Genomic DNA, 23,145 nt, shown 5'->3' on the forward strand with positions numbered 1-23,145 from the left:
GGGCGCGGCGCCGGGCCGCGCAGTGGCCGGTACCGCCCACCCGCCGCCTCCGGCAGCGCGGCATCAGGCCCCGGGTTACGGTCGGAAGGCCGACGACCGCCCGAACCGGGACCGCGCCGCGCCAAGGCGCCCGGCCTTCTCACCCCCGGTTGCGACCGGACATCCGGGGCAGCCGCCCGGTGTCCCGGCCGCTGGAACCCAGCACCCGGAAAGGGGAACGAGCCATGACCGAACCCGACGACCACGGAGCGCAGCCGGACGAGGCGACGCAGGAGCGGTCCGCCGAGGAACGCGCGATCACCTCTCCCACCCCGGCCGACGTCCGGGCGAAGGCCGAGGGCCGCGTCGGAGCCCGGGAGCGCTCCGCCGAGGAGCGCTCGATCACTTCTCCCACCCCCGCCGACGTCAGGAGGAAGGGGCAGTCGGAGGAGGACGAGGACGAAGAGCCGCCCGCGGCGGACACCGTCGCGCCGTGAGGCCCAGCGCGGGCGGACCGTGAGACCCGCAGCGGGCGGAAGCCCCGCCCCGGTGCCCCGTGGAGCCCAGGGAACGCCGGAGCGGGGCTTCGGGGCGTGCCGGACCGGGCGACGTCCGGCGCGAGGAATGCGCGACGGGCGCGCGGGTAACCGAGGGCTGCCGCACCGGCCTTCGAGGCCGCGGCGCAGAGCCGCCGCCCCTATCCGAACGGGAGTTCGCCGCATGACCGTCGCCACCTCCTGGTCCACCGCCGTCACGCTGCCCGAAGGTCCGTTCCCGGACGTGGCCGTGGAGGCGCAGCTGCGTTTCGACACCTCGCTGCCGTACGCGGTGTGTCTGGCCTTCCCACCACTCGGCGACGACGACGGAGCGCGCTGGACCTTCGCGCGCGACCTGCTGGACGCGGGCTGCCGGGCCCCCGTCGGCTGCGGGGACGTGACGGTGGCGCCCGGGCCGGCGGGCCGGGTCCTCGTCACCCTGCGCTCGCCGACCTCGCGGGCCGTGATCAGCATCCCCGCGAACGTCGTGACGGCCTTCCTCCAGGACACCTTCAGCCTGGTGCCGGCCGGTGCCGAACCCGGGCACCTGGACATCGACGCCGCCCTCGTCCGCCTCCTCGCCTGAACAGGCCCGGACTCGCTCGAACTCGCCCGATCCCGCCCGAACCGACGCGGACCCGGCATGCCCCCGGGCGGCCAGGGTAGACGGGCCCGCGGCGGCGGACCCGGCCCGGTACTCCCCTCCCCGTGGGGCCGGGCCCGCCACCGGAACCGAAGGAAAGGAGCAGACCATGACCGACCAACCGCTCTCGCCGACGGTCGACGGCCCCTCCCTCTTCGCCGTCGCCGTGCCCGCCCTGGCCATCGCCGTGCTGCTCATCGGCGCGTTCGCCTGGGGCAGCCACCGCCTCGCCCGCCACCGCCTCGCCCACCACCGGCCCCCGAGGCCGGCCGGGAGTGCGGCCGGGGCCCGCGCCGACTCCTGGCGCGCGCCGGAGGACGACGCTCCGCGCCACGCCGCACGGCGGCCCGCCGGCCGTGCGGCCGAGCAGCCCCCGCAGCGGCGGGCTCAGCACGCGGACCGGCCCCGACGACGACCGTCGTAGGGGCCGGCCGGAGGTTCACCAGCGGCCGTGCACCTGGGCCCGGATCCGCCGGTCGTACAGCTCGCGCACGGCGGCCAGGGTGGTCGGCGGCAGCGGCGCCAGGCCGGCGGCGGCCGCGTTGCCCCGGGCCTGCGCCACGTTGCGGGCGCCGGGGATCACCGTCGTCACCCCCGGCTGCTGGGTGACCCAGCGCAGCGCCGTCTGGGCCGCGCTCGCCCCCTCGGGCGCGAGCGCGGCGAACTCCGCCGCCGCCTCGACCCCGGTCGCGAAGTCCACCCCGGAGAAGGTCTCCCCCTGGTCGAAGGACTCGCCGAGGCGGTTGAAGGTGCGGTGGTCGTCCGGGGCGAAGACGGTGTTCTCGCGGTAGCGGCCCGACAGCAGCCCCGAGGCCAGCGGCACCCGCGCGAGGATGCCCACGCCGGCCGCCTCGGCGGCGGGCAGCACCTGCTCCAGCGGCTTGAGCCGGAACGCGTTCAGGATGATCTGGACGCTGGCGACGCCCGGGCGCGCGATCGCGGTCAGTGCCTCGGCGCAGGTCTCCACGCTCACCCCGTAGGCGGCGATGCGCTCCTCCGCCACCAGGGTGTCCAGCGCGTCGAACACCTCGTCCGAGGAGTAGAGCGGCGTCGGCGGGCAGTGCAGCTGCACCAGGTCGAGCCGCTCCACTCCCAGGTTGTCCCGTGAACGGTCGGCCCAGGCCCGGAAGTTGGCGAGGTCGTAGTGCTCGGGCCGCTGCTCGACCCGGCGGCCGAACTTGGTGGCGACGAACACCCCCGCGTCCGGGCGCTCCTTCAGGAAGCGGCCGATCAGCCGCTCGCTGCGGCCGTCGCCGTAGACGTCGGCGGTGTCGAAGAGGGTGACGCCCGCCTCCACGGAGGCCTCCAGCACCGCGAGGGCGTCCTCCTCCCGGACGTCCCCCCAGCCCGCTCCGAGCTGCCAGGTGCCGAGTCCGACCATCGATACGGGGCGGCCGGTACGGCCGAGTACGCGCTGTTCCATGGGGCGAGCCTCTCACGCGGCAGCCCGCCGCTCCACGGGCGCGTCCTCGTGCCGACGGCTCTGACCTGCGGAACCGTCCGGCCTCCGGCGCCCGGACAAGCGCCCCCAGGAAGCTGCGAGCGCTCCGTCATTCCCCTCTCCGAGGGCGCACCCCTTGCCGTATGATGTGCCAACATCACGCAATTCACGGGGAGTTGACGATGGACGACGTGATCACGACGGGGCTGAGTGCGCTGGTCACCCTCATGGTGAACGCCGGATGGAGCACCATCAGGGACAGGGTCCGGGGAATCCTGTCGAGGCACCGGGCGGTGGAGCAGGTCGAGGAGGACACCGAACTGGAACAGCTCCGCGAGTCCCTCCGGCTGCCCGGCGGCGGGGAGGGCTTCTCCGACCAGGACCGGCAGCGGGTCCTCGGGCTCTGGCGGATCGGCGATGCGGCCCCGGACCTCCAGGAGCTGGCCGCCCAGCTCTCGGCGGGCCCGCTCAACAGCACCTCCATCGTCAACAACGGAAAGATGGTCAGCCACAGTGGGAGCGGTGACCAGCACATCACGTTCTGACCATGGCTGAGAACCCTCCACCGGAGACCGGGGGAACGGCCCCCGGAGCGGCCCGCGCCACCAACGACACCACCCTCGTCAACACCGGCCACGTGGCCAGCCACAGCGGCAGCGGAAACCAGACCGTCCTGCTGGTTCCCCCTCGGTCGAAGTCACGGATGAGGGTGGCGGCACCGGTGGTGCTCGTCCTGCTGGTGGCCCTGGCCGTCGCCGCACTGTCCTACGACTGGAACGGCCCGGAAGGCCCGCCGGTGATCCGGGACTTCCAGAACTACCTGGGCATGAGTCCGGGCGGTGACCCCGCACTGATCACCCTGGAGGTCCCGTCCACCCGCACGCGGGTGACCCTGTCACTCGACGTGCACGACGCCACGTCCGCCTCCAACTGCGTGCCCGGAACCCGGCTCAGGGCGAACGGCTCCCTGGGGAACCAGCTGGAGGTACGCAAGGCCGCCTCGGGCTTCACCGTCAGCCTCCCGCCCGCTTCGGGGACGGTCACGGTGACGGTGGCCGTCGAGAACGAGGACCGTGGTTGCAGCCTGAACCTCTCCGCCAAGGTCGCCTGAGACCTCGGCGGTCCATCCGGTCCGACCGAACTGGGGGACGCATGCGCACACTCGTCAACGGCACCGGACGGCGGATCGGACTGTCCGTGCTGACCGCGGCCGCCGTCCTGAGCGGGTGCGGCGGCGGAGGCGGCGGCGGAGGCGGGACCGTTCCTCCGCAGCCCGTTCCTTCGCCGCCCGGTCCCACGGCATCGACAACCCAGCCGGCCTGGCTCGGCGAACACGTGAACATCGGGGTGAAGAACGACCAGCCCGGTCTCAACCTGAAGACGGCGTACTCCAGCTCCGGATTCGATCTCGACCTGGCGAAGTACCTGGCCGAGAAGATGGGCTTCAAGCCGAACTTCATCGACATTCCCTCGAACGAGCGGGAGTCCAAGCTGACCAGCGGAGCGGTCCAACTCGTCATCGCCTCCTACTCGATGACGCCCGACCGGCAGGCTCTGGTCGACTTCGCCGGCCCCTACCTGAAAACCCGGCAGACCCTGCTCGTGCGGTCCGACGACAACAGGATCACCGTTCCCGGCGACGTGGCGAAGAAGCACATCTGCACCGTGACGGGAAGCACCTCCGCCGCCGGCGTGCCCTCGCCGTCGGGCCCGACCCCGGCCGGACTCATCCCCAGCTCCCTCTACTTCCACACGGACTTCGCCACCTGCGTGCAGGACCTCCTGGAGAAGCGGGCGGACGCCGTCTACACCGACGCCACGATCCTCTACGGCTTCACCCAGCTGTACCCGGGGAGGATGAAGGTCCTGCCCCTCACCTTCGGCGCGCTCAACTACTACGGAGTCGGGCTCCAGGCCGGCCATCAGGACACCTGCCGCACCATCATGAGACACGTCAGGGAGTTCCTCAGGGAGAAGTGGGTGCAGCACTTCCGGGACAACCTGCCCAGCATCGTCGCCGCCGACCCGGTCTTCACCAACGACTACCAGCCCGACAGCGAGTCCGACGTGGACCGGTACTCCCACTGCACCTGAGCCCCGGACCACCGATCCGGACCGGCGGCCCGCACCGGCCGACGGTCGTCGGCCATTCGGACCAATCCACCTCGCAGGCGGCTCCGAACCCGGGTAGGAGCATCCGACCACCCCGACGGCACCACCTGCGAGGCACCACCCGTGACCGTATCGATCGCCCTGTTCACCCAGGACCTGCGACTGCACGACAACCCCGTGCTGCACGCCGCCAGGGCCGCGGCCGACCGGGTCGTCCCGCTGTTCGTCCTGGACCCGGCCGTCGAGGACGCCGGGTTCGCCGCGCCCAACCGGCAGGCGTTCCTGGCCGACTGCCTCACCGACCTGGACGCCTCGCTGCGCCGGATCGGCTCCCGGCTGACCGTGCGCCGCGGCGAGCCCGCCGAGCAGACGGCCCGGGTCGCCGCCGAGGCCACGGGCACCGAGGCCGGTGGCGCCGCCACCGTGCACGTCGCGGCGGGCGTCAGCGGCTTCGCCCAGCGGCGGGAGGCACGGCTGCGGGCACTGTTCGGCGACCGGCTGCACGTCCACGACGCCTCGGTGACCGTGGTCCCGCCGGGCCGGATCACCCCGGCCGGCCGTGACCACTACGCGGTCTTCACCCCGTACCACCGCGCCTGGCAGCAGGCGCCGCGCCGCACGGTGCTGCGCGCCCCCCGGGCGCTCGACACCCCGGGCGGCCTCGGCAGCGAGAACCTGGTCCTCACCGGGCCGCTCTCGCCCGCGCTGCCGCCCGGCGGCGAGACCGCGGCCAGGGCGCGGTGGCGGCGCTGGGACGTCGACGCGTACGCCGAGGTGCACGACGACCTCGCCGCCGACGCGACCTCCCGGCTCTCCCCGTACCTGCACTTCGGCTGCCTGTCCCCCACCGAACTCGCCGAGCGCGCCCTGCGGCACGACGGCGAGGGGGCCCAGGCCTTCGTCCGGCAGCTCGCCTGGCGTGACTTCCACCACCAGGTCCTCGCCGCCCGCCCGGACGCCGCGCACCGCGACTACCGGACCCGGGACGACCACTGGCACCGGGACGAGCGCGAGGCCGAGGCCTGGCGGCAGGGCCGCACCGGCTACCCGATCGTCGACGCCGGGATGCGCCAGCTCGCCGAGGAGGGCTGGATGCACAACCGGGCCCGGCTGCTGACCGCGGGCTTCCTCGCGAAGAACCTGTACCTGGACTGGCGGATCGGGGCCGCCCACTTCCTGTCGCTCCTGGTCGACGGCGACGTGGCGGACAACCAGCTCAACTGGCAGTGGGTCGCGGGCACCGGCACCGACACCCGCCCCAACCGGGTGCTCAACCCGCTGCGCCAGGCCGACCGCTACGACCCGGACGGGGCGTACGTACGCCGCTGGGTGCCCGAACTCGCCCACCTGCCGGGGCGCGCCGTGCACCGCCCCTGGCTCCTCGACGCCGACTACCCGGCCCCGCTGATCCCCCCGGACGCCCTCACCGACCGCCTCCGCCACGCCCGCGGCCTCGACTGAGCCCGGCCACGACGGGTGCGCACCCGGTGCCGGTGGCACGCGGCACCGGGCGGGCCCACGCGTTCGCCCATACCAGACCTCGCGGCCGGGGGCCCGCCTCCCCCCGGCCCGGCGTGTCGTTCACCCGGACCGACTAGCGTTGGCCCCTTCCCCGAACGAGTCCCGCGAGGAGCACCGCACCGTGTCCGACAGCTTCGCCCACCTGCACGTCCACACCGAGTACTCGATGCTCGACGGGGCCGCCAAGAACGGGAAGCTGTTCGCCGAGGCGGAGAGACAGGGCATGCCCGCCATCGCGATGAGCGACCACGGCAACATGTTCGGTGCCTACGAGTTCTTCCACGCCGCCGCCAAGACCTCGGTGAAGCCGATCATCGGCATCGAGGCGTACGTGGCGCCGGCCTCGCGCTTCCTGAAGAAGCAGGTGTTCTGGTCGCCGGGCGGACAGCGCCCCACCGGCGCCGACGGCGAGGGCGGCAAGGACGTCTCCGGCGGCGGCCGCTACACCCACATGACCATGTGGGCACAGAACGCGACCGGCCTGCGGAACCTCTTCCGGCTCTCCTCGACCGCGTCGATGGAGGGCTACTACATGAAGCCCCGGATGGACCGCGAGCTGATCGCCGCGAACGCGGCCGGCATCATCGCCACCACCGGCTGCCCGTCGGGCGAGGTGCAGACCCGGCTGCGGCTGGGGCAGTACGAGGAGGCGGTCAAGGCCGCCGGCGCCTACCAGGACATCTTCGGCAAGGAGAACTACTTCCTGGAGCTGATGGACCACGGCCTGGACATCGAGCGCCAGGTCCGCGAGGACCTGCTGCGGCTGGCGAAGCAGCTGGACATCCCGCTGCTGGCCACCAACGACTCGCACTACGTGACCGCCGACCAGGCCGACGCCCACGACAGCCTGCTCTGCGTCGGCGTGGGCAAGAACAAGGACGACCCGAAGCGGTTCAAGTTCCAGGGCACCGGCTACTACGTCAAGACCTCCGAGGAGATGCGCGAACTCTTCCGCGAGCTGCCGGAGGCCTGCGACAACACGCTGGCGATCGCCGAGCGGGTCGAGTCGTACGAGGAGGTCTTCACCTACGTCGACCGGATGCCGCAGTTCGACGTGCCCGAGGGCGAGACCCAGGCCTCGTTCCTGCGCAAGAAGATCGAGATCGGCCTCAAGCACCGCTACGGGGACAGCCCCGGCCAGGACGTGCTGGACCGGATCGAGCTGGAGATGGGCGTGATCACCCCGATGGGGTTCGACGCCTACTTCCTCGTGGTCGCCGACATCTGCCAGTACGGCCGGGACAACGGCATCCCGGTCGGCCCCGGCCGCGGTTCGGCGGCCGGCTCGATGGTCGCCTACCTGACCGGGATCACCCAGCTGGATCCGCTGGAGCACGACCTGCTGTTCGAGCGGTTCCTCAACCCCGAGCGCATCAACCCCCCGGACGTCGACATCGACTTCGACGACCGCCAGCGCGACCAGATGGTCCGCTACGTGACCGAGAAGTACGGTGCCGCCTACACCGCGCAGGTCAACACCTTCGGCACGATCAAGGCCAAGGCCGCCGTCAAGGACGCCAACCGCATCCTCGGCTACCCGTTCGCGATGGGCGACCGGATCACCAAGGCGATGCCGCCGGACGTCATGGGCAAGGGCGTGCCGCTGGCCGACCTGTTCGACGAGAAGCACCCCCGCTACAACGAGGGCACCGAGATCCGGGCGCTGTACGACAACGAGCCGGACGTCAAGAAGATCATCGACACCGGGCGGGGCATCGAGGGCCTGATCCGCGGCACCGGCGTGCATGCCGCCGCCGTCATCCTCTCCTCCACCCCGCTGCTCGACCTCATCCCGCTGCACATGCGGGACAAGGACGGCGTGATCATCACCGGCTTCGACTACCCGTCGTGCGAAGCCATGGGCCTGATCAAGATGGACTTCCTGGGCCTTCGGAACCTGGGCATCATCGATCACTGCATCAAGATCGTCAAAGCCAACCGGGGCGTCGACGTCGACATCGAGAAGATCCCCCTCGACGACCCCACCACCTACCAGCTGCTCGCCCGCGGCGACACCCTCGGCGTCTTCCAGCTCGACGGCGGCCCCATGCGCGCCCTGCTGCGGCTGATGAAGCCGACCGAGTTCGCCGACATCTCCGCCGTCTCCGCGCTGTACCGGCCCGGCCCGATGGGCATGAACTCCCACACCAACTACGCGCTGCGCAAGAACAACCAGCAGGAGATCATCCCGATCCACCCCGAGCTGGAGGAACCGCTCAAGGACGTCCTCGGCCCCACCTACGGCCTCATCGTCTACCAGGAGCAGGTCCAGCGAGCCGCCCAGGTGCTGGCCGGCTACAGCCTCGGACAGGCCGACCTGCTGCGCCGCGCGATGGGCAAGAAGAAGAAGGAGGTCCTGGAGAAGGAGTTCGTCCCCTTCCACGCGGGCTGCCAGGAGCGCGGCTACTCGGACGAGGCCATCCAGGCGGTCTGGGACGTCCTGGTGCCCTTCGCCGGCTACGCCTTCAACAAGTCGCACTCCGCCGCGTACGGCCTGGTCTCCTACCAGACCGCCTACCTCAAGGCCAACTACCCGGCCGAGTACATGGCCGCGCTGCTCACCTCGGTCGCCGACGACAAGGACAAGATGGCGGTCTACCTGGCCGAGTGCCGCCAGATGGGCATCCGCATCCTGTCCCCCGACGTCAACGAGTCGGTGGTCGACTTCACCGCCGTCGGCAGCGACGTCCGCTTCGGCCTCAAGGCCGTCCGCAACGTGGGCGTGCCCGTCATCGAGTCCCTGGTGCGCACCCGCGCGGAGAAGGGCAAGTACACCTCCTTCCCGGACTTCCTGGACAAGGTGGAGCTGGTGGTCTGCAACAAGCGCACCGTCGACTCCCTGGTCAAGGCGGGCGCCTTCGACTCGCTCGGCCACACCCGGCTGTCCCTGAGCACCGTGCACGAGACCGCGATCGACGCCGTGACGGGCGTCAAGAAGCAGCAGGCGATCGGCCAGGACGACCTCTTCGGCGCCCTCGACGGCGACTCCGGCGGACCGGCCATCGGCCTGGACTTCGAACTGACCGACCGGGAGTGGCCGCGTCGCCAACTGCTGAGCCTCGAACGGGAGATGCTCGGCCTCTACGTCTCCAGCCACCCGCTCGACGGCGCCGAGCACATCCTCTCCCGCAACCGCGACAGCTCCATCGCCGAACTCCTCGGCTCCGGCCGGACCGAGGGGGAGGTCCGGCTGGCCGGCCTGATCACCGCCGTCGACCGCCGGATCAACAAGGCCGGGAACGCCTGGGCGATCATCACCCTCGCCGACCGCGACGGCTCGGTCGAGGTGCTGTTCTTCCCCGCCACCTACAACCTCATGGCCGACCAGATGATCGAGGACAACGTCATCACGGCCCGGGGCCGGCTCAACGAGCGCGACGGGTCGCTGAGCATCTTCGGCCAGGAGATCACGACCCTGGACATGTCCTCCGCCGAACTCGGCACCAAGCCCCCCGTCCAGATCACCGTCCCCGCCGCCCGGATCACCCCGGGCGTCGTCAGCGAGCTGAAGCTCGCCCTGGAGGCCCACCCCGGCGACGTCCCGGTGCGCCTGCTCACCACCAACTGGGACAAGGACACCCTCTACGAACTGGGGTTCCTGGTGAACCCCGACAACGGCCTCGCCTCCGACGTCAAGACCCTCCTCGGCACCCACGCCTGGGCCGGAACCGCGTAGCGGCCGGGCCGACGACCACCGGGGCCCTCGGCGCCGCGGGCTCAGAAGTACGGCGGGCTCAGAAGTACAGCGGGTGCAGGCTGCCCGAGCCCGCGACGCCGAGGCGCTCCTCGTGGCCGGTGCGGACGAACGCGGCGGCGAGGCCGCCGTCCACCGCGCCGAGGGCCAGGTCGTGCCGGGGGGCGGTCCGTCCGGGGTGGCGCGCAGCCGCGGGCTGGGCAGGTACTCCTGGACGAGCCAGCCCTCGGCGCCGGCGCGTTCGACCGCCTCCTGCCACTGCGCGTCGCCGGTCGCCGGCCCGATGACCACGCCGCGGCCCCGGGTGTCCAGCGGGCGTTTGAGCACGTGGTGCTCGCGGTCGCGGGCGATCCGGCACACGGTGGCGTCGTCGCGGATGGCCACCTCGACGCCGGGCAGCGGCCGGCCCGCGGAGCGCAGCCGTTCCGGGTACCGGACGTCGTGGTCCGCGGCGTCCAGCTGGCTGATGCTGCCGGCCTCCGTCTGGCCGTAGATCTGGTAGAGCACCGGGCCCAGCCGGCGGACGGCCTCGGCCAGCCTGGCGGGGGACGCCCGGCAGGCGCCGTAGGGCAGGCTGGTGAGGCTGGCGAGGTCGCGCCGCCCGAGGTCGGGGTGGTCGAGCAGTCGGTGGAGCAGCGGCAGCAGCAGGTACAGCCGGGTGATCCGCTCGCGTTCGACCGCCGCCAGCACCTCGCCGGGCTCGAAGCAGTCGTGCAGCACGACGGTGCCGCCGGCGGCGAGTGTCCGGTCGGCGAGCCGGCCGGGCCCGTGGGCGATCGGGGTGCACACCAGGAGCCGGTGGGCCGGCCCGGCCGCCCGCCGCCAGGCGCCGGCCTGCGCGTAGCTGACGCAGACGCCCTTGGGCGGTCCTGTGGTGCCGCCGGTGGGGCGGATCAGGCAGACGTCCTGCGGCCGGGCGGCACCGGGAACGGGCTCCGCCGGCTCCCGGGCGGCCGCCGCGAGCAGGTCCTCGCCGGCCTCGGCCGGGCCGAGGGTGACCAGGTCGGCCGCCCCGGCCGTCGCGGCCAGGGCGGCGGCGCCCGCGGCGGACCGGGGGTCGGCGACCAGTACGTGGGTCTCGGCGTCGCGGACCAGCCCCGCGCGCATCCTGACCGGCGCATCGCCGTGGAACCGCACGACGCGGCAGCCGAGCAGGTGGGCCGCGCAGCGGGCGGCGATGGTCTCCGGCAGGTTGCCCGCCAGCAGGGTGACGGTCCGCCCCGGCCCTGCCCCGCGTGCCCGCAGCGCCCGGGCGGTGCGCAACTGGGCGTCAGGCCCTCCCAGTCCACCACCTCCGCCCGCAGTCCGCGCCCGCCGAGCTCCTCGCAGAGCGTCCGCATCTCCGCGTTGCCCTCGCCCCGGCCGACGATCCACACGTCCGCGACACCCGTCGCACCCATGGCGCACTCCTCACGCTCCGCCCCCGCAGGGCCCGTCAGCTCCCCAACGCCCCTGCGCCGCCCGGGGTTACGGCTCCCATCCGTGCACGCACCTCCACCGGCACCCGCACACCACGCCTCACATGAGGTGGCACTGACAACCCGCCGGCGCTGGCCTATCGTGCTTCACAGCCGTACGAACCGAGCCCGGAGGTGGTGCACCGTGCTGAACGATCGTTTGCGGACTGGGGCGCTGGAGGTGGCGGAGCGCTGCGCGACGCCGTTCTACCTGTTCGACCTGGCGGAACTCGACGCCGACTACCGGGAGATGGGGCGGATCTGGCGCCGGGAGTTCCCGCATCTGACGGTGGCGTACTCCTACAAGACCAATCCGCTGGCGGCCGTGACCCAGCGGCTGGCGGCCCTGGGCGGGACGGCGGAGGTGGTGTCCGGGGCCGAACTCTCCCTGGCGCTGGCGGACGGCTTCGCACCCGGGCGGATCGTCTTCGACGGACCGGTGAAGAGCCCGGCCGACCTGGCCCAGGCGGGCCGCCTCGGAGTGCCGGTGCAGGTCGACTCGCTGACCGAGCTGAGCGACCTGCTCGCGCTGCCCGGCGAGCACCCGCCGGTCGGGCTGCGGCTGTCCACCCGGGGCGCCGGCGGCGCGTGGTCGCGGTTCGGGCTGCTGCCGGACGAGGTGGTAGGGGCACGGGAGTTGCTGGCCCGGGCCGGCCGGCCGGTGTGGGGAGTGCACGCCGGGGTCACCACGCTGTCGGACCCCGAGGCGTACCGCGACGCGCTGGTGTCCTGGGCGGAGGTCATCCGGGACCTGGCGAAGGCCGCCGAGGGCCGGCTGACGGTGGACGTCGGCGGCGGCTTCCCGCCCCGCGGCGTCCCCGGTCGCGGTTGGGAGGTGTACGCGGCCGCCGTCGCGGCCGGGTGCCGCGAGGCCGGGCTGAGCCCCGACGAGCTGGACCTGCTGATCGAGCCGGGGCGCTCCCTGGTGGAGCGACACGGCGCGCTGGTCTGCCGGGTGGCGGTCCGCAAGTCCCGTGAGGGGCGCGAACTCCTGGTGCTGGACGGGGGAACGAACCTGGCCCGCACCGTGAAGAGCCGGGCGCACCCGATCGAGTTCCCCGCCGCGCCGGGCGACCTCGGCGGACGGTACCGGCTGCTCGGCGCAAACTGCTACGAGGCCGACGTGTTCGCGGACGAGATCGCGGGGCCCGCCGGCGCGGCGCCCGGGGACGTGGTGGTGATCGGCGGCGCCGGCGGCTACGACCAGCCGTTCGCCCACCTGTGGGTGCGGCACCGGCCACCCGTCCACGCGCTGGACGGCGACGGCTGGACGGTCGTCCGGGAGCGGGGCGACACCATCCGGTAGGCGCCCTCCGGCACCCGCACGTCCGAGTGCCGGTGCCGCACCGCCCTCTTGAGATCGCGTAGCCGGATGACTACGCTCGATTCGCCGTCCGGGCTTCCGACCAGACGAGGACGTGACCGTTCCCATGGCTGACGACGACAGCGGGGCCGCCGACGGCGAGAGCTGGCCGGGGCTGGACGAGACGTTCACCCGGCAGGTCGCGAAGGTCGGCACGACGCCGGAGGGGCGGGCGCTGGCCGAGTCGCACACCGTGGGCGACCCGGCCGCCGGCAAGGCCCGGCCGCTGGGGCTTCCGCTGAGCCTGCGGCCGGGCCTGCGCGGACAGTTGGAGGAGTTCGTCGCCGCCTACCACCGCATGATCGAGGTCATCGTGGCCGCCTGGGAGCACGACCCCCGGCTGCGGCGGGTGAGGTCGAGCCGCAGCAGGTGCACCCGGGTTTGCGACGGCCCGACCCTCCGCCGGATCACCCGGGACCGCGAACGGTACGTCCTCAAGAGCCCGCTGGACGCCAACGGCCGGGGCGTGGTCGTCGGCGTGGAGACCGGCGACGCCGCCTGGGCCGAAGCCGCCGCGCTCGCCATCGCCGAGGGTTGGCTGGTCCAGGAGTACCTTCCCAGCCCACGGCTGCGCGACGGCTCCGACGGATCCTCCGCCCACCACGACCTGGCCCTCGGCGCCGTCGACGGGCACCTGGTCTCCGCCTTCGTCCGCACCGGCCACGAGGCCCGGCTCAACGTCGCCCGCAGCGGCCGGCTCCACCCGCTCTACCTCTGAGGAGCCGCCGTGGACGACGTCCCGGTCTTCGACCCGGACCGCGACCTGACCGCCCTCCCGGGCGTGGCTCCGCACCCCCTGCACGCGGTGCTGCTGAAGGCCCACGACGAGGTCCGCCGGGGGTGGAGCAGGAGCTGATCCGGTCGGCCGCCCCACCGTCCGCGCCGTTCCCGGTACTTCCGGCCATCGGCGTGCTGCATCCGGTGGCCGAGCCGTTCCTGCGGCAGCGCGTCCTCACCGCCGTGGACTGCCTCCAGCGGATCGTGCGGGCCTATCCGGGAAGCCCGGCCCTCCAGGACTTCCTGGACGTGCCGCCGGTCCTGCACCGCCGGATCGTGCGCCACCCGCGCCCGGAGTCCCTGACCGTGGACTTCTGCCGGCTGGACCTGTTCGGCGACCGGCTGGGGACCGTACGGGTCCTGGAGTTCAACGCCAGCAGCCCCGGCGGCGTGATCGGGGCCGGCATCGTCGCCCGGCTCTGGCGCCGGACGCCCGGGATCGGCGCGCTCCTCGACCAGTGGCGGGCGCCGGGCGGCCGATTCGAGGACGAGAACTGGTTCGCCGAGCGCGCGACCCTGCGGACCATCGTCCCCTGGAGCCGGAAGCTCGGCGACGGCATCACCGTCGAACAGGCCGCCGCCGGGCGGACCCGCCTGGTCCTCAAGGCCCCCTACGGGTACTTCGGCAACAGCGTGCGCATCGGCTGCGAGCACGGGCCTGAGGAATGGGCCGAACTCGTTGGCCCCCCACAACACCAGGGCTGGCTCGTCCAGGAACGCGTCGCCCCCGCCGCCGTCGGCGCCCTGACCCGGGACCTGTGCGTCGCCGTGCTCGACCGCACCGTCCTCGGCTACTTCAGCCGGGCCGGCCGCAGCAGCCTCGTCAACCTCGCCCGGGGCGGCGGGGTACAGACCGTCCTCAGCTCGTTCCCCGCCGCCTGACGCCCCGGAGCCGCGCCGCCGGTCGCGGCCCTACGCCGTGGCGCCCGTGTGCAGGAGGTGCGCGACGCGGCTGAGGCCGACGGCGTGGGAGGCCTTGAGGAGGGCGACGTCCCCGGCGACGAGCAGGGTGCCCAGGAGGGCGAGGAGCGCGTCGGGGTCCGGGACGGGTTCCGTGCGCGGCCGGGCGGGTCGACGCCCTCTTCTGGCCTGCGCCGGGCCTCGGTACAGTGAGAACACGCACCAGTGAGAACACGAGGAACCGGCGTCCCGGCGCCCGGCCGCAGGACGCCCGGCGGAGCGACAGGTCCGCCCCCCTTGCCTGTGCGACCCCGTGGCAGCTCAAGCTCACCGAACCGGAGGCACTGTGCCCAGCTCGGACGACGAACTCTGCACCTCCGCACGCGACCTTCTCCGCTCCACGCGCTACCTGACCCTCGGCACGGCCTCGCCGCAGGCCGTGCCGTGGGTGAGCGCGGTGGCCCACGCCTGGGACGACGAGGACCGGTTCTACTGGATCTCGGGGCTGGACACCCTGCACTCGCGCAACATCGCGGCCAATCCGGCGGTCGCGCTGACGATCTACGACTCCAACCCGGCCGGCGGGGGCGGCGACGCGCTGTACGCGCTCGCGCAGGCCGAGGTCCTGGAGGGCGCGGACCTGGTCGAGGGCTGCGAGCTGTACTACCGGCGGCGCTACCCGGACGAGGCGGCGCGGGCGCGGCGCTCCCGCCCGCCGCAGGACTTCACCGGGGACTCCCCGAGCCGGATCTACCGCGCGCGGGTCACCGCCTACTCGATGCTCTCCCCCGACGGTCACCCGGTCCACGGCGACGAGGTCAACTACCGCGTCACCATCCCGTTCAGCACCAAGCAGCTCGCCGACTGAGTCCCCGGGCGACACCTCCGGCCCGCAGCCTGGTCGACCAGGCTGCGGGCCGGACGGGTTGGCGTTCGTACGCCGGCCTCAGGCCAGCACTCCCCCGGCGATCCGGAAGGCGTTGGCGGCGATGGTCAGGGCCGGGTTGACGGCCGCCGACGAGCAGAAGACCGAGGAGTCCGCCACCCAGAGGTTGTCGTGCTCGTGGGTGCGCCCGGCCGGGTCGACCACGCTGGTGGCCGGGTCGGTCCCCATCACGGCCGTGCCGCACTGGTGGGAGTTGGTCTCGATGCCCATCCGCCGGGTGAACACCAGCGGGTAGCCGGCCGCGCGCAGCGAGCGGGTGGTGCGCCGGACCAGCTCCTGGTGGGGGCCGAGGTTGTTGGGCTGCCAGTGCACGGTGATCCGCCCCGCGGTGTCCAGGGTGATCCGGTTGTCCCTGGTCGGCAGGTCCTCGCTGGTCAGGTAGAGGTCGAGGCTGCGGCGGGTGACGAACCGCCGGACCGCGGTGGGCACGTTCGGGCGGGCCGCGCGCACCATGGGCTCCTGGAGCTTGCCCAGCATCTGGACGTTGCCCAGCGGGGCACGGCCGTTCCTGGCGAGGTACCAGTCGTTCAGGCCCAGCGTCTTCTGGAAGACCGCCCGGTTGCGGTGGGCCGGGTCGGCGGCGACCAGGAAGGTGCTGTTGTGCACCATGTAGTTGCGCCCGACCCGGCCCGATCCGTTGGCGAGGCCCGAACGCAGCAGCAGCGCCGCGGTGTTGACGGCGCCGCAGGCGAGGACGAAGCGCTCGGCCCGGATCGTCAGCTCCTTGCCGTCCCTGGTCGCCACGGCGTGCGTCACCCGCCGTCCGGTGGCGTCGGTGTACAGCCGGCCGACCAGGGTGCGGGTCAGCAGCCGGACGTCACCGGAGGCCAGGGCGGGGCGCAGCGCGCGGACGTCGGCGTCGCTCTTGGCGCCGAGCATGCAGGGGAAGCTGTCGCAGGTGGCGCAGCGCACGCAGTCGCCGCCCTCGCGCAGGTCGATGCCGGTCGGCAGGTGGAAGGGGTTCAGGCCCTGGCCGCGCAGCCGGTCGGCGAGGTCGGCGACGGCGCCCTCGTGTGCGACGGCCGGGTGGGGGTAGTCGGTGGAGCGCCAGGGGTCGGTGGGGTCCTCGCCGCGGGTGCCGTGCACCCGGTAGAGGTCCTCGGCCCGGGCGTAGTGGGGTTCCAGGTCGGCGTACTCGATCGGCCAGCCGGACGTGTCGCCCTCGGCGTGGGCGACCTGGCCGAAGTCGGTCTCGCGGAAGCGCGGGAGGGTCGCTCCGAAGACCTTGGTGTTGCCGCCGACGTAGTAGTGGACGCCGGGGCTGAAGGGCCGGCCCTGGGCGTCCTGCCACTGGTCGCCGTTGCGGTAGCGGCCCTGGACGAACACGGCTTCCGGGGACCAGTTCTGTTGTTCGCGCGGCAGGAAGTCGCCGCGTTCGACGACGAGGATCCGCGCGCCGGAGGCGCTGAGCGCGTGGGCGAGGGTGGATCCGCCCATGCCGGAGCCGAGGATCGCGAGGTCGCAGGTCACCTCGGGGCCGTCCGGCTCGATCACGCCAGGGAGCCGGTGCGGTGCCAGGTCGTCCGTCATCCGGTGGTCTTCTCCTGTCGGGTGGTCTGGAGCAGCCGTTCGGTGATCTCGTGGGCGAAGGCCATCACGGTGCCCTGGGGGCTGATGCCGGTCGCGCCCGGGAGCACCGAGGCGTCGCAGAGGTGGAGGTTGTCGAAGCCGTACGGTCTTCCGGCGGCGTCGCAGAGTCCGCCGCGGTCGGCCGCGCCCATCGGGCAGGAGGCCATGGCGTGGACGGAGACGAGCGGCCAGTCGGCGAGGGAGCTGTGTTCGGCGCACTGCCTGGCCTCGTCCTCCGAGCGCAGCGGCGGGCCGGGGAACGGGGGGTGGATCTCGGTGGCGCCGGCGGCGAGGAGCAGCCGGGCGGTGAGGTGGAGCGCGGAGCGCAGCTTGGTGCCGTCGTCGGCGGTGAGCCGGTGGCGCAGCAGTGTGTGGCCGCCGGGCAGGGCGGTGACGGAGACCGGTCCCTCGACCCGGACCTGTGCGGTGTACAGGGCGACCCGGTCGAGGTCCGCCAGCAGGGTGTTGACGGTCTGCGGGTCGTGGCCGGCCAGCGCGGCGGCGAGGCCGCCGGGGGTGAGGTTGGCGGGCATCACCAGCAGGCCCTGGTCCTGGAAGTGCTGGAGCTGGGCGGTGAAGATGGTGCCGCTGGTGGCCCGTACGGGCTCCGGGAAGCGGGCGACGACCTTCAGGTTGACGTGGACGGCGGTGCGCCGGCCGGCGTGGCGGCGGTGGATGCCGCTGCGCTGGAGCAGGGCCGGGCTGCCGATCGGTCCGGCGGCGAGCACCACGGTGCGCGGCCGGTAGGTGAGCGGTTCGCCTTCGGGGCCCACGGCGCGGACCTCGGTGACGGTCCGGCCGTGGTGGCCGAGTTTCAGGACCCGGGTGCGGGGGTGGATGCGCGCGCCGTGGCGTTCGGCGGCGGGCAGGTAGCTGAGCATCATGCTCTGTTTGGCGCCGGAGGGGCAGCCGGTCGGGCAGCGGTTGGCGTGCGAGCAGCCGGGTGCGGCGCGGCGGGCCGTGGCCCAGTGCCAGCCGAGCCGTTCGGCGCCGTCGGCGAGCAGGCGGGAGTCGCGGTTGCCGTCGCCGGGGTGCTGGGCGGCGACGCCGAGGCGGCGGGTGATCTCGCGCAAGTGGCCGTCCAGGTCGGTGTGGCGGTAGCCGTCGGTGCCGGCCCGGTGGGCCCAGCGGTCGAGCAGTTCGGCGGGTGGTTCCCAGAGCAGGCCGCCGTTGACGACGGTGGTGCCGCCGACGCAGCGTCCCTCGCCGAAGGCGATGACGGGCCGACCGTGGATGGGGGCCAGTCCGGCGTGGCGGTAGAGGCGGCGGAGGTTCTGCGCGGGTGAGGCGGCCGCGATCTCGGCCGTCGTGACCCGCGGGCCCTCTTCGAGGACGACGGTCTCGCGGCCGGCCCGGGCCAGGCCGAGGGCGGCGACGCTGCCGCCGGCGCCGGAGCCGATCACGAGGGCGTCGCAGTCGATCGGGCGTGCCGAGCGGCTCATCGGGAGACCGCCCGGCCGGCGGTCCGCGGCGCCTGGAGGTAGTGCCGGGCCGGGTCGTCCCCGGCGGGGTGGAATCCGCCGGTGTCGGGCCCGGTGCGCCTGGGCGTGGTGGCCGCGGCGGCGTCGAGGCCGCTGTACAGCGCGAGCGTCTCCGTCGTCCGGACGGCTCGGCCGAGCAGCGGCAGCCGTTCCACCCGTCTGAGCCCGGCCAGCAGGGCGGCCGGCGGGGCGGTGGCGGGGCGGCGGCCGGTCAGCAGCAGGAGTGCGAGCGGTACCAGGCGCAGGGCCAGCGCCAGGCCGGCCCGGTAGTGCGGGGCCAGTTCGGCGAGGCTGCCGAGGACGTGGGCGCGTGCCGCGGCGCGGGGGCCCGGCGGGCTCAGGGCGGGGTGGCGCAGCGACCAGATCCGCAGGAGGAGGTCGACCGTCACGGGCGTAGCCTCCCGGCGGCGAGTTCCCTGGCCAGTCGGCCGAGCAGGCGTACCGCGCCCTGTCCGAGCACCTGGTCGAGTGCCCGCAGGAAGGTTTCCGCCTCTGGTTCCTCGGCGACCAGCGGCGGCGCGACGATCAGTGGCAGGCCGTGGTTGGAGCCGAAGAAGGTGAGCACGCCGTGGTCGCGGTAGAGGGCGGCGATCACCGCTCCGGTGATCGCCTTGGTGCGGAGCCTGGCGTCGCGGCCGAGTGCTGCCGGGAGCAGCGGCAGCAGCCGGTCGAGCGAGGCCGGTCCGGCCTTGAGGAAGACGCCGTGCAGGGCGCCGGACCCGGCGGTCGAGGCGACCAGGGAGGGGTGCCGGCGGGCGATGTCCCGTAGGCCCGTCTCCAGGACGGCGCCGAGTTTGCGGGCGCGCCCCGGGTAGTCGTCCTCGACGGCGACGGCGACGGCCTCCAGCGCGGTGGCGGTCTCCTCGCCGAATCCGTAGTAGGTCGTGCTGTGCAGGGTGGCGTCCTGGAGGTTGTCGTAGGCGCGGCGGAAGACCGGTTCGCGGGCCACGTACCCGGCGATGGACGCCTTGCCGCCGCCGAAGGACTTGGACATCGTCACGACGTCGGGGACCAGGCCCGGGTGGTGCATGAAGTAGAAGAGCGCGCCGGTGCGGCCCCAGCCGGTGTAGACCTCGTCGAAGATCAGCACGATGTCCTGCTCGGTGCACAGCCGGCGGACCTCGCGGAGGAACTCCCCCGAGCACTCGCGCAGGCTGGACGCGCTGAACGGCTCCAGCACGACCGCGTAGACGTCGCTGCCGCCGTCGAGTGCCCGGTGCCGTTCCAGCGCGAGGGCGAAGGAGTCGAGGTCGCCGTAGCCGAAGTAGTCGGTGCCGGGGATCCTCGGGTAGTCGAAGTGGAGTTCGGGCGAGGCGGTGAGGCTGCCCGCGCCGAGCAGTTTGCCGTGGAACGAGATGTCGGTGTGCAGCACCGTGCCGCGGCGCCCCGCGTGGTACTTGTAGGCGAGTTTGACGGCGCCTTCGACCGCCTCCGCACCGGAGTTGGGGAAGTAGCTGATGGCGAGGTCGCCGGGGAGCAGCTTGGCCAGGTTGTGGCTGAGGGCCGCGACGTAGGGCGAGAGGTAGTTCTTGTGGACCTCCATCCGGCCCTGCTCGGCGAAGCGCCGGCGGGCGGCGAGGATCCTCGGGTGGTTGTGGCCGTGGTTGAGGACGCCGATCCCGCCGGTGAAGTCCAGGATGCGCCGTCCGTCGCGCAGGGTGATCCAGCAGCCCTCGGCGCTCTCGACCAGGTCGTGCCCGAAGCCGAACGCGCCGACCAGGGAGACCTGGCTCCGGCTGACGAAACTCCGGTAGAGCGCGTGCACCTGGTCTTCCGTCAGGTTCTCGGCGGCCGCGATGTCCAGCAGGTCGTTCATACCGCCTCCTTCGTCGGTGTCGTGCGGAGCCCCGCGCGCTCGCGGGTGCGGATCCGGTCCGCGATCAGCCGGCCGGCGCTCCGGCCGTGCCGCACGGCGTAGTTGGTGCCGCGGTCCTCGGGGAAGACCTGCGCCATGCTCGACATGTAGAGGCCGGGCACGGCGCACTCGACCCCGGGGACGCGCCGCGAGTAGCCGGGGGTGATCACCGGCTGGGCGTGCTCCGCCCGCCAGACGTGGTAGCGGTGCACCCAGTCCTCGCGGAACCGCGGGAACATCCGGCGCAGGTGGGGCAGGCTGTGGCGGAAGACCTCCTCGTCGCTCATCCGGTACAGCTCGGCGTCGACCGGCAGGTACTTCGACAGGTAGACGAGGTGCCGGCCGCCGTAGCGCTCCGGGGCGTCGAGGTTGGTGTGCTCGATGACGCCGACGTAGGGGAACTCCGGGTCGGTGACGTTGAGCCAGTAGGTGTCGGACAGGGCCCGGCGGTTCTCCAGGACCAGGCACAGGTTGGCCAGGTACGGGACGGAGCGCAGCCTGCGCACCAGCCCGGGGAGGGCGGGGTGGGCGCCGGCGTCCCCGTCGAGCATCCCGGCCAGCAGCCCGGGGGCGGTGGTCACCAGCACCCGGCGGGCCCGCAGGGTGCGGCCGCCGATCCGGACGCCGGTGACGCCCCGCTCGCCGACCAGCACCTCGTCGACCGGGCTGCCGGTGTGCAGTTCCACCCCCAGCTGCCGGAGCCGGTCCTGCCAGGCGTCCAGCAGGGCGCCGGAACCGCCCCGCAGGTAGTGCAGCACCTCCTGCCCCGAGCGGGACCGGCTGCCGCCCCGCAGGTGCAGCTTGGTCCACATCCAGGTCGCGCCGACCTCGGACGCGTAGGAGCCGAACTTGCCCTCCAGCAGGGGTCGCCAGACCACCTCGAAGGCCCGGCGCCCGCCCAGCCGGACCAGCCACTGCTCGGCGGTGAGCGACTCCAGTTCGCGCCAGTGCCGCACCCGGCCGGCCCGCAGGGCCGACAGGCCGAGCCGCACCCGGTCGACCGGGGGCAGCGGGGCGAAGCGCAGCACGTCGAGCGGGCTGGAGAGGCGGTACACCGAGTTGGCGTGGTAGACGCCGGTGCGGGTGGGGTGGCGTTCGATCAGGTCGGCGCAGCCGAGTTCGGCGCAGAGCCGGAAGATCTCGCGGTCGGAGTCGAACCAGTGGTGGTAGAACCGCTCCAGCTGCCGGTCGCCGACGGTGAAGGTCTTGGCGAGGCCGCCGATCCGGCTCGACGACTCCACGACCCGGCAGCGCAGGCCGGCCAGGGCGAGTTCGTGCGCGGCGGCCAGACCGGTGAAGCCGGCGCCGACCACGATCACGTCGGCGTCGTCGGGCACCCCGTCGTCGGGTATCGCGTCGTGGGGCACGCCGGCGTCCGGCACGTCGGCGTCCGGCACGTCGGCGTCGTCGAAGCCGGGCACCGCGTCCGTGTCCTCCGGCCGACCGGCGTGGTCGGCCGGATCGGCGGCGGTCACCGGCCCAGCACTTCCGACACGGCGGTGTCGAACCGCTCGGCGACGGCCTCGACGTCGGCCAGGGTGCTGCGCGCGGTCAGACCGAAGTCGGCGGCCAGGTAGGTGTCGGTGAGGCCGATGGTCAGCGCGACGGAGCGGGCCAGGACGGAGTCGGTCTGCGGCAGCGCGCCGGCCCGGTAGTCGTGCCGCACGTTCTCGGGCGGCCGGCGGAAGGGGCTCGGGCGGGCGTCGCCGGCCATCAGGGCGGTGAGTTCGGGCAGGCCGCCGTAGTAGTGCTTGGGCGACTGGAGCAGTGGGCGGGTGCCGAGCTCCTTGGCCACGGCGTCGGCGCTCGCCGCGTCCTCGAAGACGTACACCAGCAGGGTCGCGCAGTCGCCGTCGGCGTCGTGCAGCAGGCGCGGGCGCAGGCCCTCGTGGGCCGGGATCGCGGCGGCCAGCGCCCTGGCCAGCGTCCGGTTGTGCTCCAGGATGGCGTCCAGACGGCCGAGTTGGGCGCGTACCACGGCCGCCGTGAACTCGTTCATCCGCAGGTTGAGGCCGAAGAGCTGGTCTCCGTCCGCGCTCTCCTGCCCGTACGGGTACCAGCCGTGGTGGTGGAAGGAGTACGCCCGCTGGAAGGTGCGCTCGTCCTGGGTGAGCAGGAATCCGCCGTCGCCGCCGGTGATCACCTTGAAGATGTTGGTGGAGAACGCCCCGGCCTGCCCGAAGGTGCCGACCGGACGACCGCGGTACGTCGCCCCGCAGGCCTGGGCGGCGTCCTCCAGCAGGAACAGCCCGTGGTCGTCGGCCAGCTGCCCGAGAGCCGACAGGTCGCAGGGCGCGCCGAGCATGTGGACGGGCATCACGGCCCTGGTGCGCGGGGTGATCCTGGCCCGGACGTCGGCCGGGTCGAGGGTCAGCGACTCGTCGATCTCGGCGATCACCGGGGTGGCGCCCGCGAAGACGACGGCCGAGACGGAGGCGGCGTACATGTAGCCGGGCACGATGACCTCGTCGCCCGGTCCGATGCCGAGCGCGGCGAGCGCGGCCAGCAGGGCGGAGGTGCCGCTGTTGACGCCCAGGCAGTACGGGCTGTCGAAGCGTGCGGACAGCTCCTGCTCCAGGCCTCGGACCTGGGCGTCCACGCCCGGTGGGCGGGAGTGCGCGTCGGAGGTGGCGAGCCAGGAGTCGACGACTTCGAGGAGGTTGCGTCGCTCCTCGGCGCCGAAGTACGAGTATCCGGGACCAGGCATGAGGCTCCTAGGGGCGTCGATCGGTGGTCGGTCGGATGTCGGGGAGGGGACGGCGGCCGCCGCGCTCCGGCTGGTGCGCGGGCGGTCCGGCGTCACAGCGTGATGGTGGGGCCCGGCGTCAGAGGACGACGGGGCCCGGTAGGGAAAGGGGATGAGGCCCGGCG

The 23,145-nt window shown here is 73.3% G+C and carries 21 protein-coding genes and 1 pseudogene; 13 read left to right on the forward strand and 9 right to left on the reverse strand.

Annotation, left to right across the window (positions count from 1 at the left end; genetic code table 11):
- The first annotated feature begins 224 nt into the window (after nucleotides 1–224).
- The 3 genes from ACZ7C5_RS13505 (at nucleotide 225) to ACZ7C5_RS13515 (ending at nucleotide 1,582) form a co-directional block, all read left to right on the forward strand.
- Nucleotides 225–476: a hypothetical protein gene (locus ACZ7C5_RS13505; RefSeq protein WP_401082367.1), complete on the forward strand. Its 252-nt coding sequence runs from the start codon at nucleotides 225–227 to the stop codon at nucleotides 474–476.
- Between the two features lie 223 nt (nucleotides 477–699).
- Nucleotides 700–1,101 (forward strand): SsgA family sporulation/cell division regulator, encoded by a 402-nt coding sequence (locus ACZ7C5_RS13510; RefSeq protein ID WP_401082370.1) that lies wholly within the window; start codon nucleotides 700–702, stop codon nucleotides 1,099–1,101.
- A 166-nt stretch (nucleotides 1,102–1,267) separates the two neighbouring features.
- Nucleotides 1,268–1,582: a hypothetical protein gene (locus ACZ7C5_RS13515; RefSeq protein ID WP_401082373.1), complete on the forward strand. Its 315-nt coding sequence runs from the start codon at nucleotides 1,268–1,270 to the stop codon at nucleotides 1,580–1,582.
- Nucleotides 1,583–1,597: 15 nt separating this feature from the next.
- Here ACZ7C5_RS13515 and ACZ7C5_RS13520 read toward each other — a convergent pair whose 3' ends face one another.
- Nucleotides 1,598–2,581 (reverse strand): aldo/keto reductase, encoded by a 984-nt coding sequence (locus tag ACZ7C5_RS13520; RefSeq protein WP_470322627.1) that lies wholly within the window; start codon nucleotides 2,579–2,581, stop codon nucleotides 1,598–1,600.
- 200 nt (nucleotides 2,582–2,781) lie between these two features.
- Here ACZ7C5_RS13520 and ACZ7C5_RS13525 point away from each other — a divergent pair, with 200 nt between their 5' ends.
- The 5 genes from ACZ7C5_RS13525 (at nucleotide 2,782) to dnaE (ending at nucleotide 9,908) form a co-directional block, all read left to right on the forward strand.
- Nucleotides 2,782–3,144, forward strand: a complete 363-nt coding sequence (locus tag ACZ7C5_RS13525; protein WP_401082379.1) for a hypothetical protein — start codon at nucleotides 2,782–2,784, stop codon at nucleotides 3,142–3,144.
- 2 nt (nucleotides 3,145–3,146) lie between these two features.
- Nucleotides 3,147–3,710 carry a hypothetical protein gene (locus ACZ7C5_RS13530; RefSeq protein ID WP_401082382.1) on the forward strand — a complete coding sequence of 188 codons (564 nt, stop codon included), beginning with the start codon at nucleotides 3,147–3,149 and terminating at the stop codon, nucleotides 3,708–3,710.
- A 41-nt stretch (nucleotides 3,711–3,751) separates the two neighbouring features.
- Nucleotides 3,752–4,693 (forward strand): transporter substrate-binding domain-containing protein, encoded by a 942-nt coding sequence (locus ACZ7C5_RS13535; RefSeq protein ID WP_470322628.1) that lies wholly within the window; start codon nucleotides 3,752–3,754, stop codon nucleotides 4,691–4,693.
- A 141-nt stretch (nucleotides 4,694–4,834) separates the two neighbouring features.
- Nucleotides 4,835–6,172, forward strand: a complete 1,338-nt coding sequence (locus tag ACZ7C5_RS13540) for a cryptochrome/photolyase family protein (protein ID WP_470322629.1) — start codon at nucleotides 4,835–4,837, stop codon at nucleotides 6,170–6,172.
- 181 nt (nucleotides 6,173–6,353) lie between these two features.
- On the forward strand, nucleotides 6,354–9,908 hold the full coding sequence (dnaE, locus tag ACZ7C5_RS13545) for a DNA polymerase III subunit alpha (protein ID WP_401082391.1): 3,555 nt from the start codon (nucleotides 6,354–6,356) through the stop codon (nucleotides 9,906–9,908).
- A 390-nt stretch (nucleotides 9,909–10,298) separates the two neighbouring features.
- Here the strand turns inward: dnaE and ACZ7C5_RS13550 are convergent.
- A pseudogene (locus tag ACZ7C5_RS13550) lies at nucleotides 10,299–11,333 on the reverse strand (AMP-binding protein); the annotation flags it as partial.
- A 195-nt stretch (nucleotides 11,334–11,528) separates the two neighbouring features.
- Here ACZ7C5_RS13550 and ACZ7C5_RS13555 point away from each other — a divergent pair.
- The 4 genes from ACZ7C5_RS13555 (at nucleotide 11,529) to ACZ7C5_RS13570 (ending at nucleotide 14,405) form a co-directional block, all read left to right on the forward strand.
- Nucleotides 11,529–12,689 carry a type III PLP-dependent enzyme domain-containing protein gene (locus ACZ7C5_RS13555; protein WP_401082397.1) on the forward strand — a complete coding sequence of 387 codons (1,161 nt, stop codon included), beginning with the start codon at nucleotides 11,529–11,531 and terminating at the stop codon, nucleotides 12,687–12,689.
- A gap of 124 nt (nucleotides 12,690–12,813) precedes the next feature.
- The gene (locus tag ACZ7C5_RS13560) at nucleotides 12,814–13,464 is read left to right on the forward strand and encodes a hypothetical protein (RefSeq protein ID WP_470322630.1); all 651 of its coding nucleotides are present in this window, start codon (nucleotides 12,814–12,816) and stop codon (nucleotides 13,462–13,464) included.
- Between the two features lie 9 nt (nucleotides 13,465–13,473).
- Complete coding sequence (locus ACZ7C5_RS13565; RefSeq protein ID WP_401082401.1) at nucleotides 13,474–13,602, forward strand: hypothetical protein; 129 nt, start codon at nucleotides 13,474–13,476, stop codon at nucleotides 13,600–13,602.
- Nucleotides 13,587–14,405 carry a hypothetical protein gene (locus ACZ7C5_RS13570; protein ID WP_470322631.1) on the forward strand — a complete coding sequence of 273 codons (819 nt, stop codon included), beginning with the start codon at nucleotides 13,587–13,589 and terminating at the stop codon, nucleotides 14,403–14,405. The genes ACZ7C5_RS13565 and ACZ7C5_RS13570 overlap by 16 nt, the downstream gene beginning before the upstream one ends.
- 30 nt (nucleotides 14,406–14,435) lie before the next feature.
- Here ACZ7C5_RS13570 and ACZ7C5_RS13575 read toward each other — a convergent pair whose 3' ends face one another.
- Entirely contained in the window at nucleotides 14,436–14,642 is a 207-nt protein-coding gene (locus ACZ7C5_RS13575) for a hypothetical protein (protein ID WP_470322632.1), read from the reverse strand.
- A 127-nt stretch (nucleotides 14,643–14,769) separates the two neighbouring features.
- On the opposite strand from ACZ7C5_RS13575, the gene ACZ7C5_RS13580 reads away from it, so the two are divergent.
- Nucleotides 14,770–15,291: a pyridoxamine 5'-phosphate oxidase family protein gene (locus ACZ7C5_RS13580; RefSeq protein ID WP_401082407.1), complete on the forward strand. Its 522-nt coding sequence runs from the start codon at nucleotides 14,770–14,772 to the stop codon at nucleotides 15,289–15,291.
- Between the two features lie 78 nt (nucleotides 15,292–15,369).
- Here ACZ7C5_RS13580 and ACZ7C5_RS13585 read toward each other — a convergent pair whose 3' ends face one another.
- The 6 genes from ACZ7C5_RS13585 to ACZ7C5_RS13610 are packed head-to-tail and all read right to left on the reverse strand — an operon-like array spanning nucleotide 15,370 to nucleotide 22,981.
- Entirely contained in the window at nucleotides 15,370–16,899 is a 1,530-nt protein-coding gene (locus ACZ7C5_RS13585; RefSeq protein WP_401082410.1) for a GMC oxidoreductase, read from the reverse strand.
- Nucleotides 16,896–18,380 carry an FAD-dependent oxidoreductase gene (locus ACZ7C5_RS13590; RefSeq protein ID WP_401082413.1) on the reverse strand — a complete coding sequence of 495 codons (1,485 nt, stop codon included), beginning with the start codon at nucleotides 18,378–18,380 and terminating at the stop codon, nucleotides 16,896–16,898. The genes ACZ7C5_RS13585 and ACZ7C5_RS13590 overlap by 4 nt, the downstream gene beginning before the upstream one ends.
- The gene (locus ACZ7C5_RS13595) at nucleotides 18,377–18,808 is read right to left on the reverse strand and encodes a hypothetical protein (RefSeq protein ID WP_470322633.1); all 432 of its coding nucleotides are present in this window, start codon (nucleotides 18,806–18,808) and stop codon (nucleotides 18,377–18,379) included. Before ACZ7C5_RS13595 ends, ACZ7C5_RS13590 begins: the two co-directional genes overlap by 4 nt.
- Nucleotides 18,805–20,235, reverse strand: a complete 1,431-nt coding sequence (locus ACZ7C5_RS13600) for an aspartate aminotransferase family protein (protein WP_470322634.1) — start codon at nucleotides 20,233–20,235, stop codon at nucleotides 18,805–18,807. The genes ACZ7C5_RS13595 and ACZ7C5_RS13600 overlap by 4 nt, the downstream gene beginning before the upstream one ends.
- Entirely contained in the window at nucleotides 20,232–21,749 is a 1,518-nt protein-coding gene (locus tag ACZ7C5_RS13605) for an NAD(P)/FAD-dependent oxidoreductase (RefSeq protein ID WP_470322635.1), read from the reverse strand. Before ACZ7C5_RS13605 ends, ACZ7C5_RS13600 begins: the two co-directional genes overlap by 4 nt.
- Complete coding sequence (locus ACZ7C5_RS13610) at nucleotides 21,746–22,981, reverse strand: DegT/DnrJ/EryC1/StrS family aminotransferase (protein WP_470322636.1); 1,236 nt, start codon at nucleotides 22,979–22,981, stop codon at nucleotides 21,746–21,748. Before ACZ7C5_RS13610 ends, ACZ7C5_RS13605 begins: the two co-directional genes overlap by 4 nt.
- Between the last annotated feature and the right edge of the window lie 164 nt (nucleotides 22,982–23,145).

The organism is Kitasatospora sp. NPDC036993 (assembly GCF_055607525.1).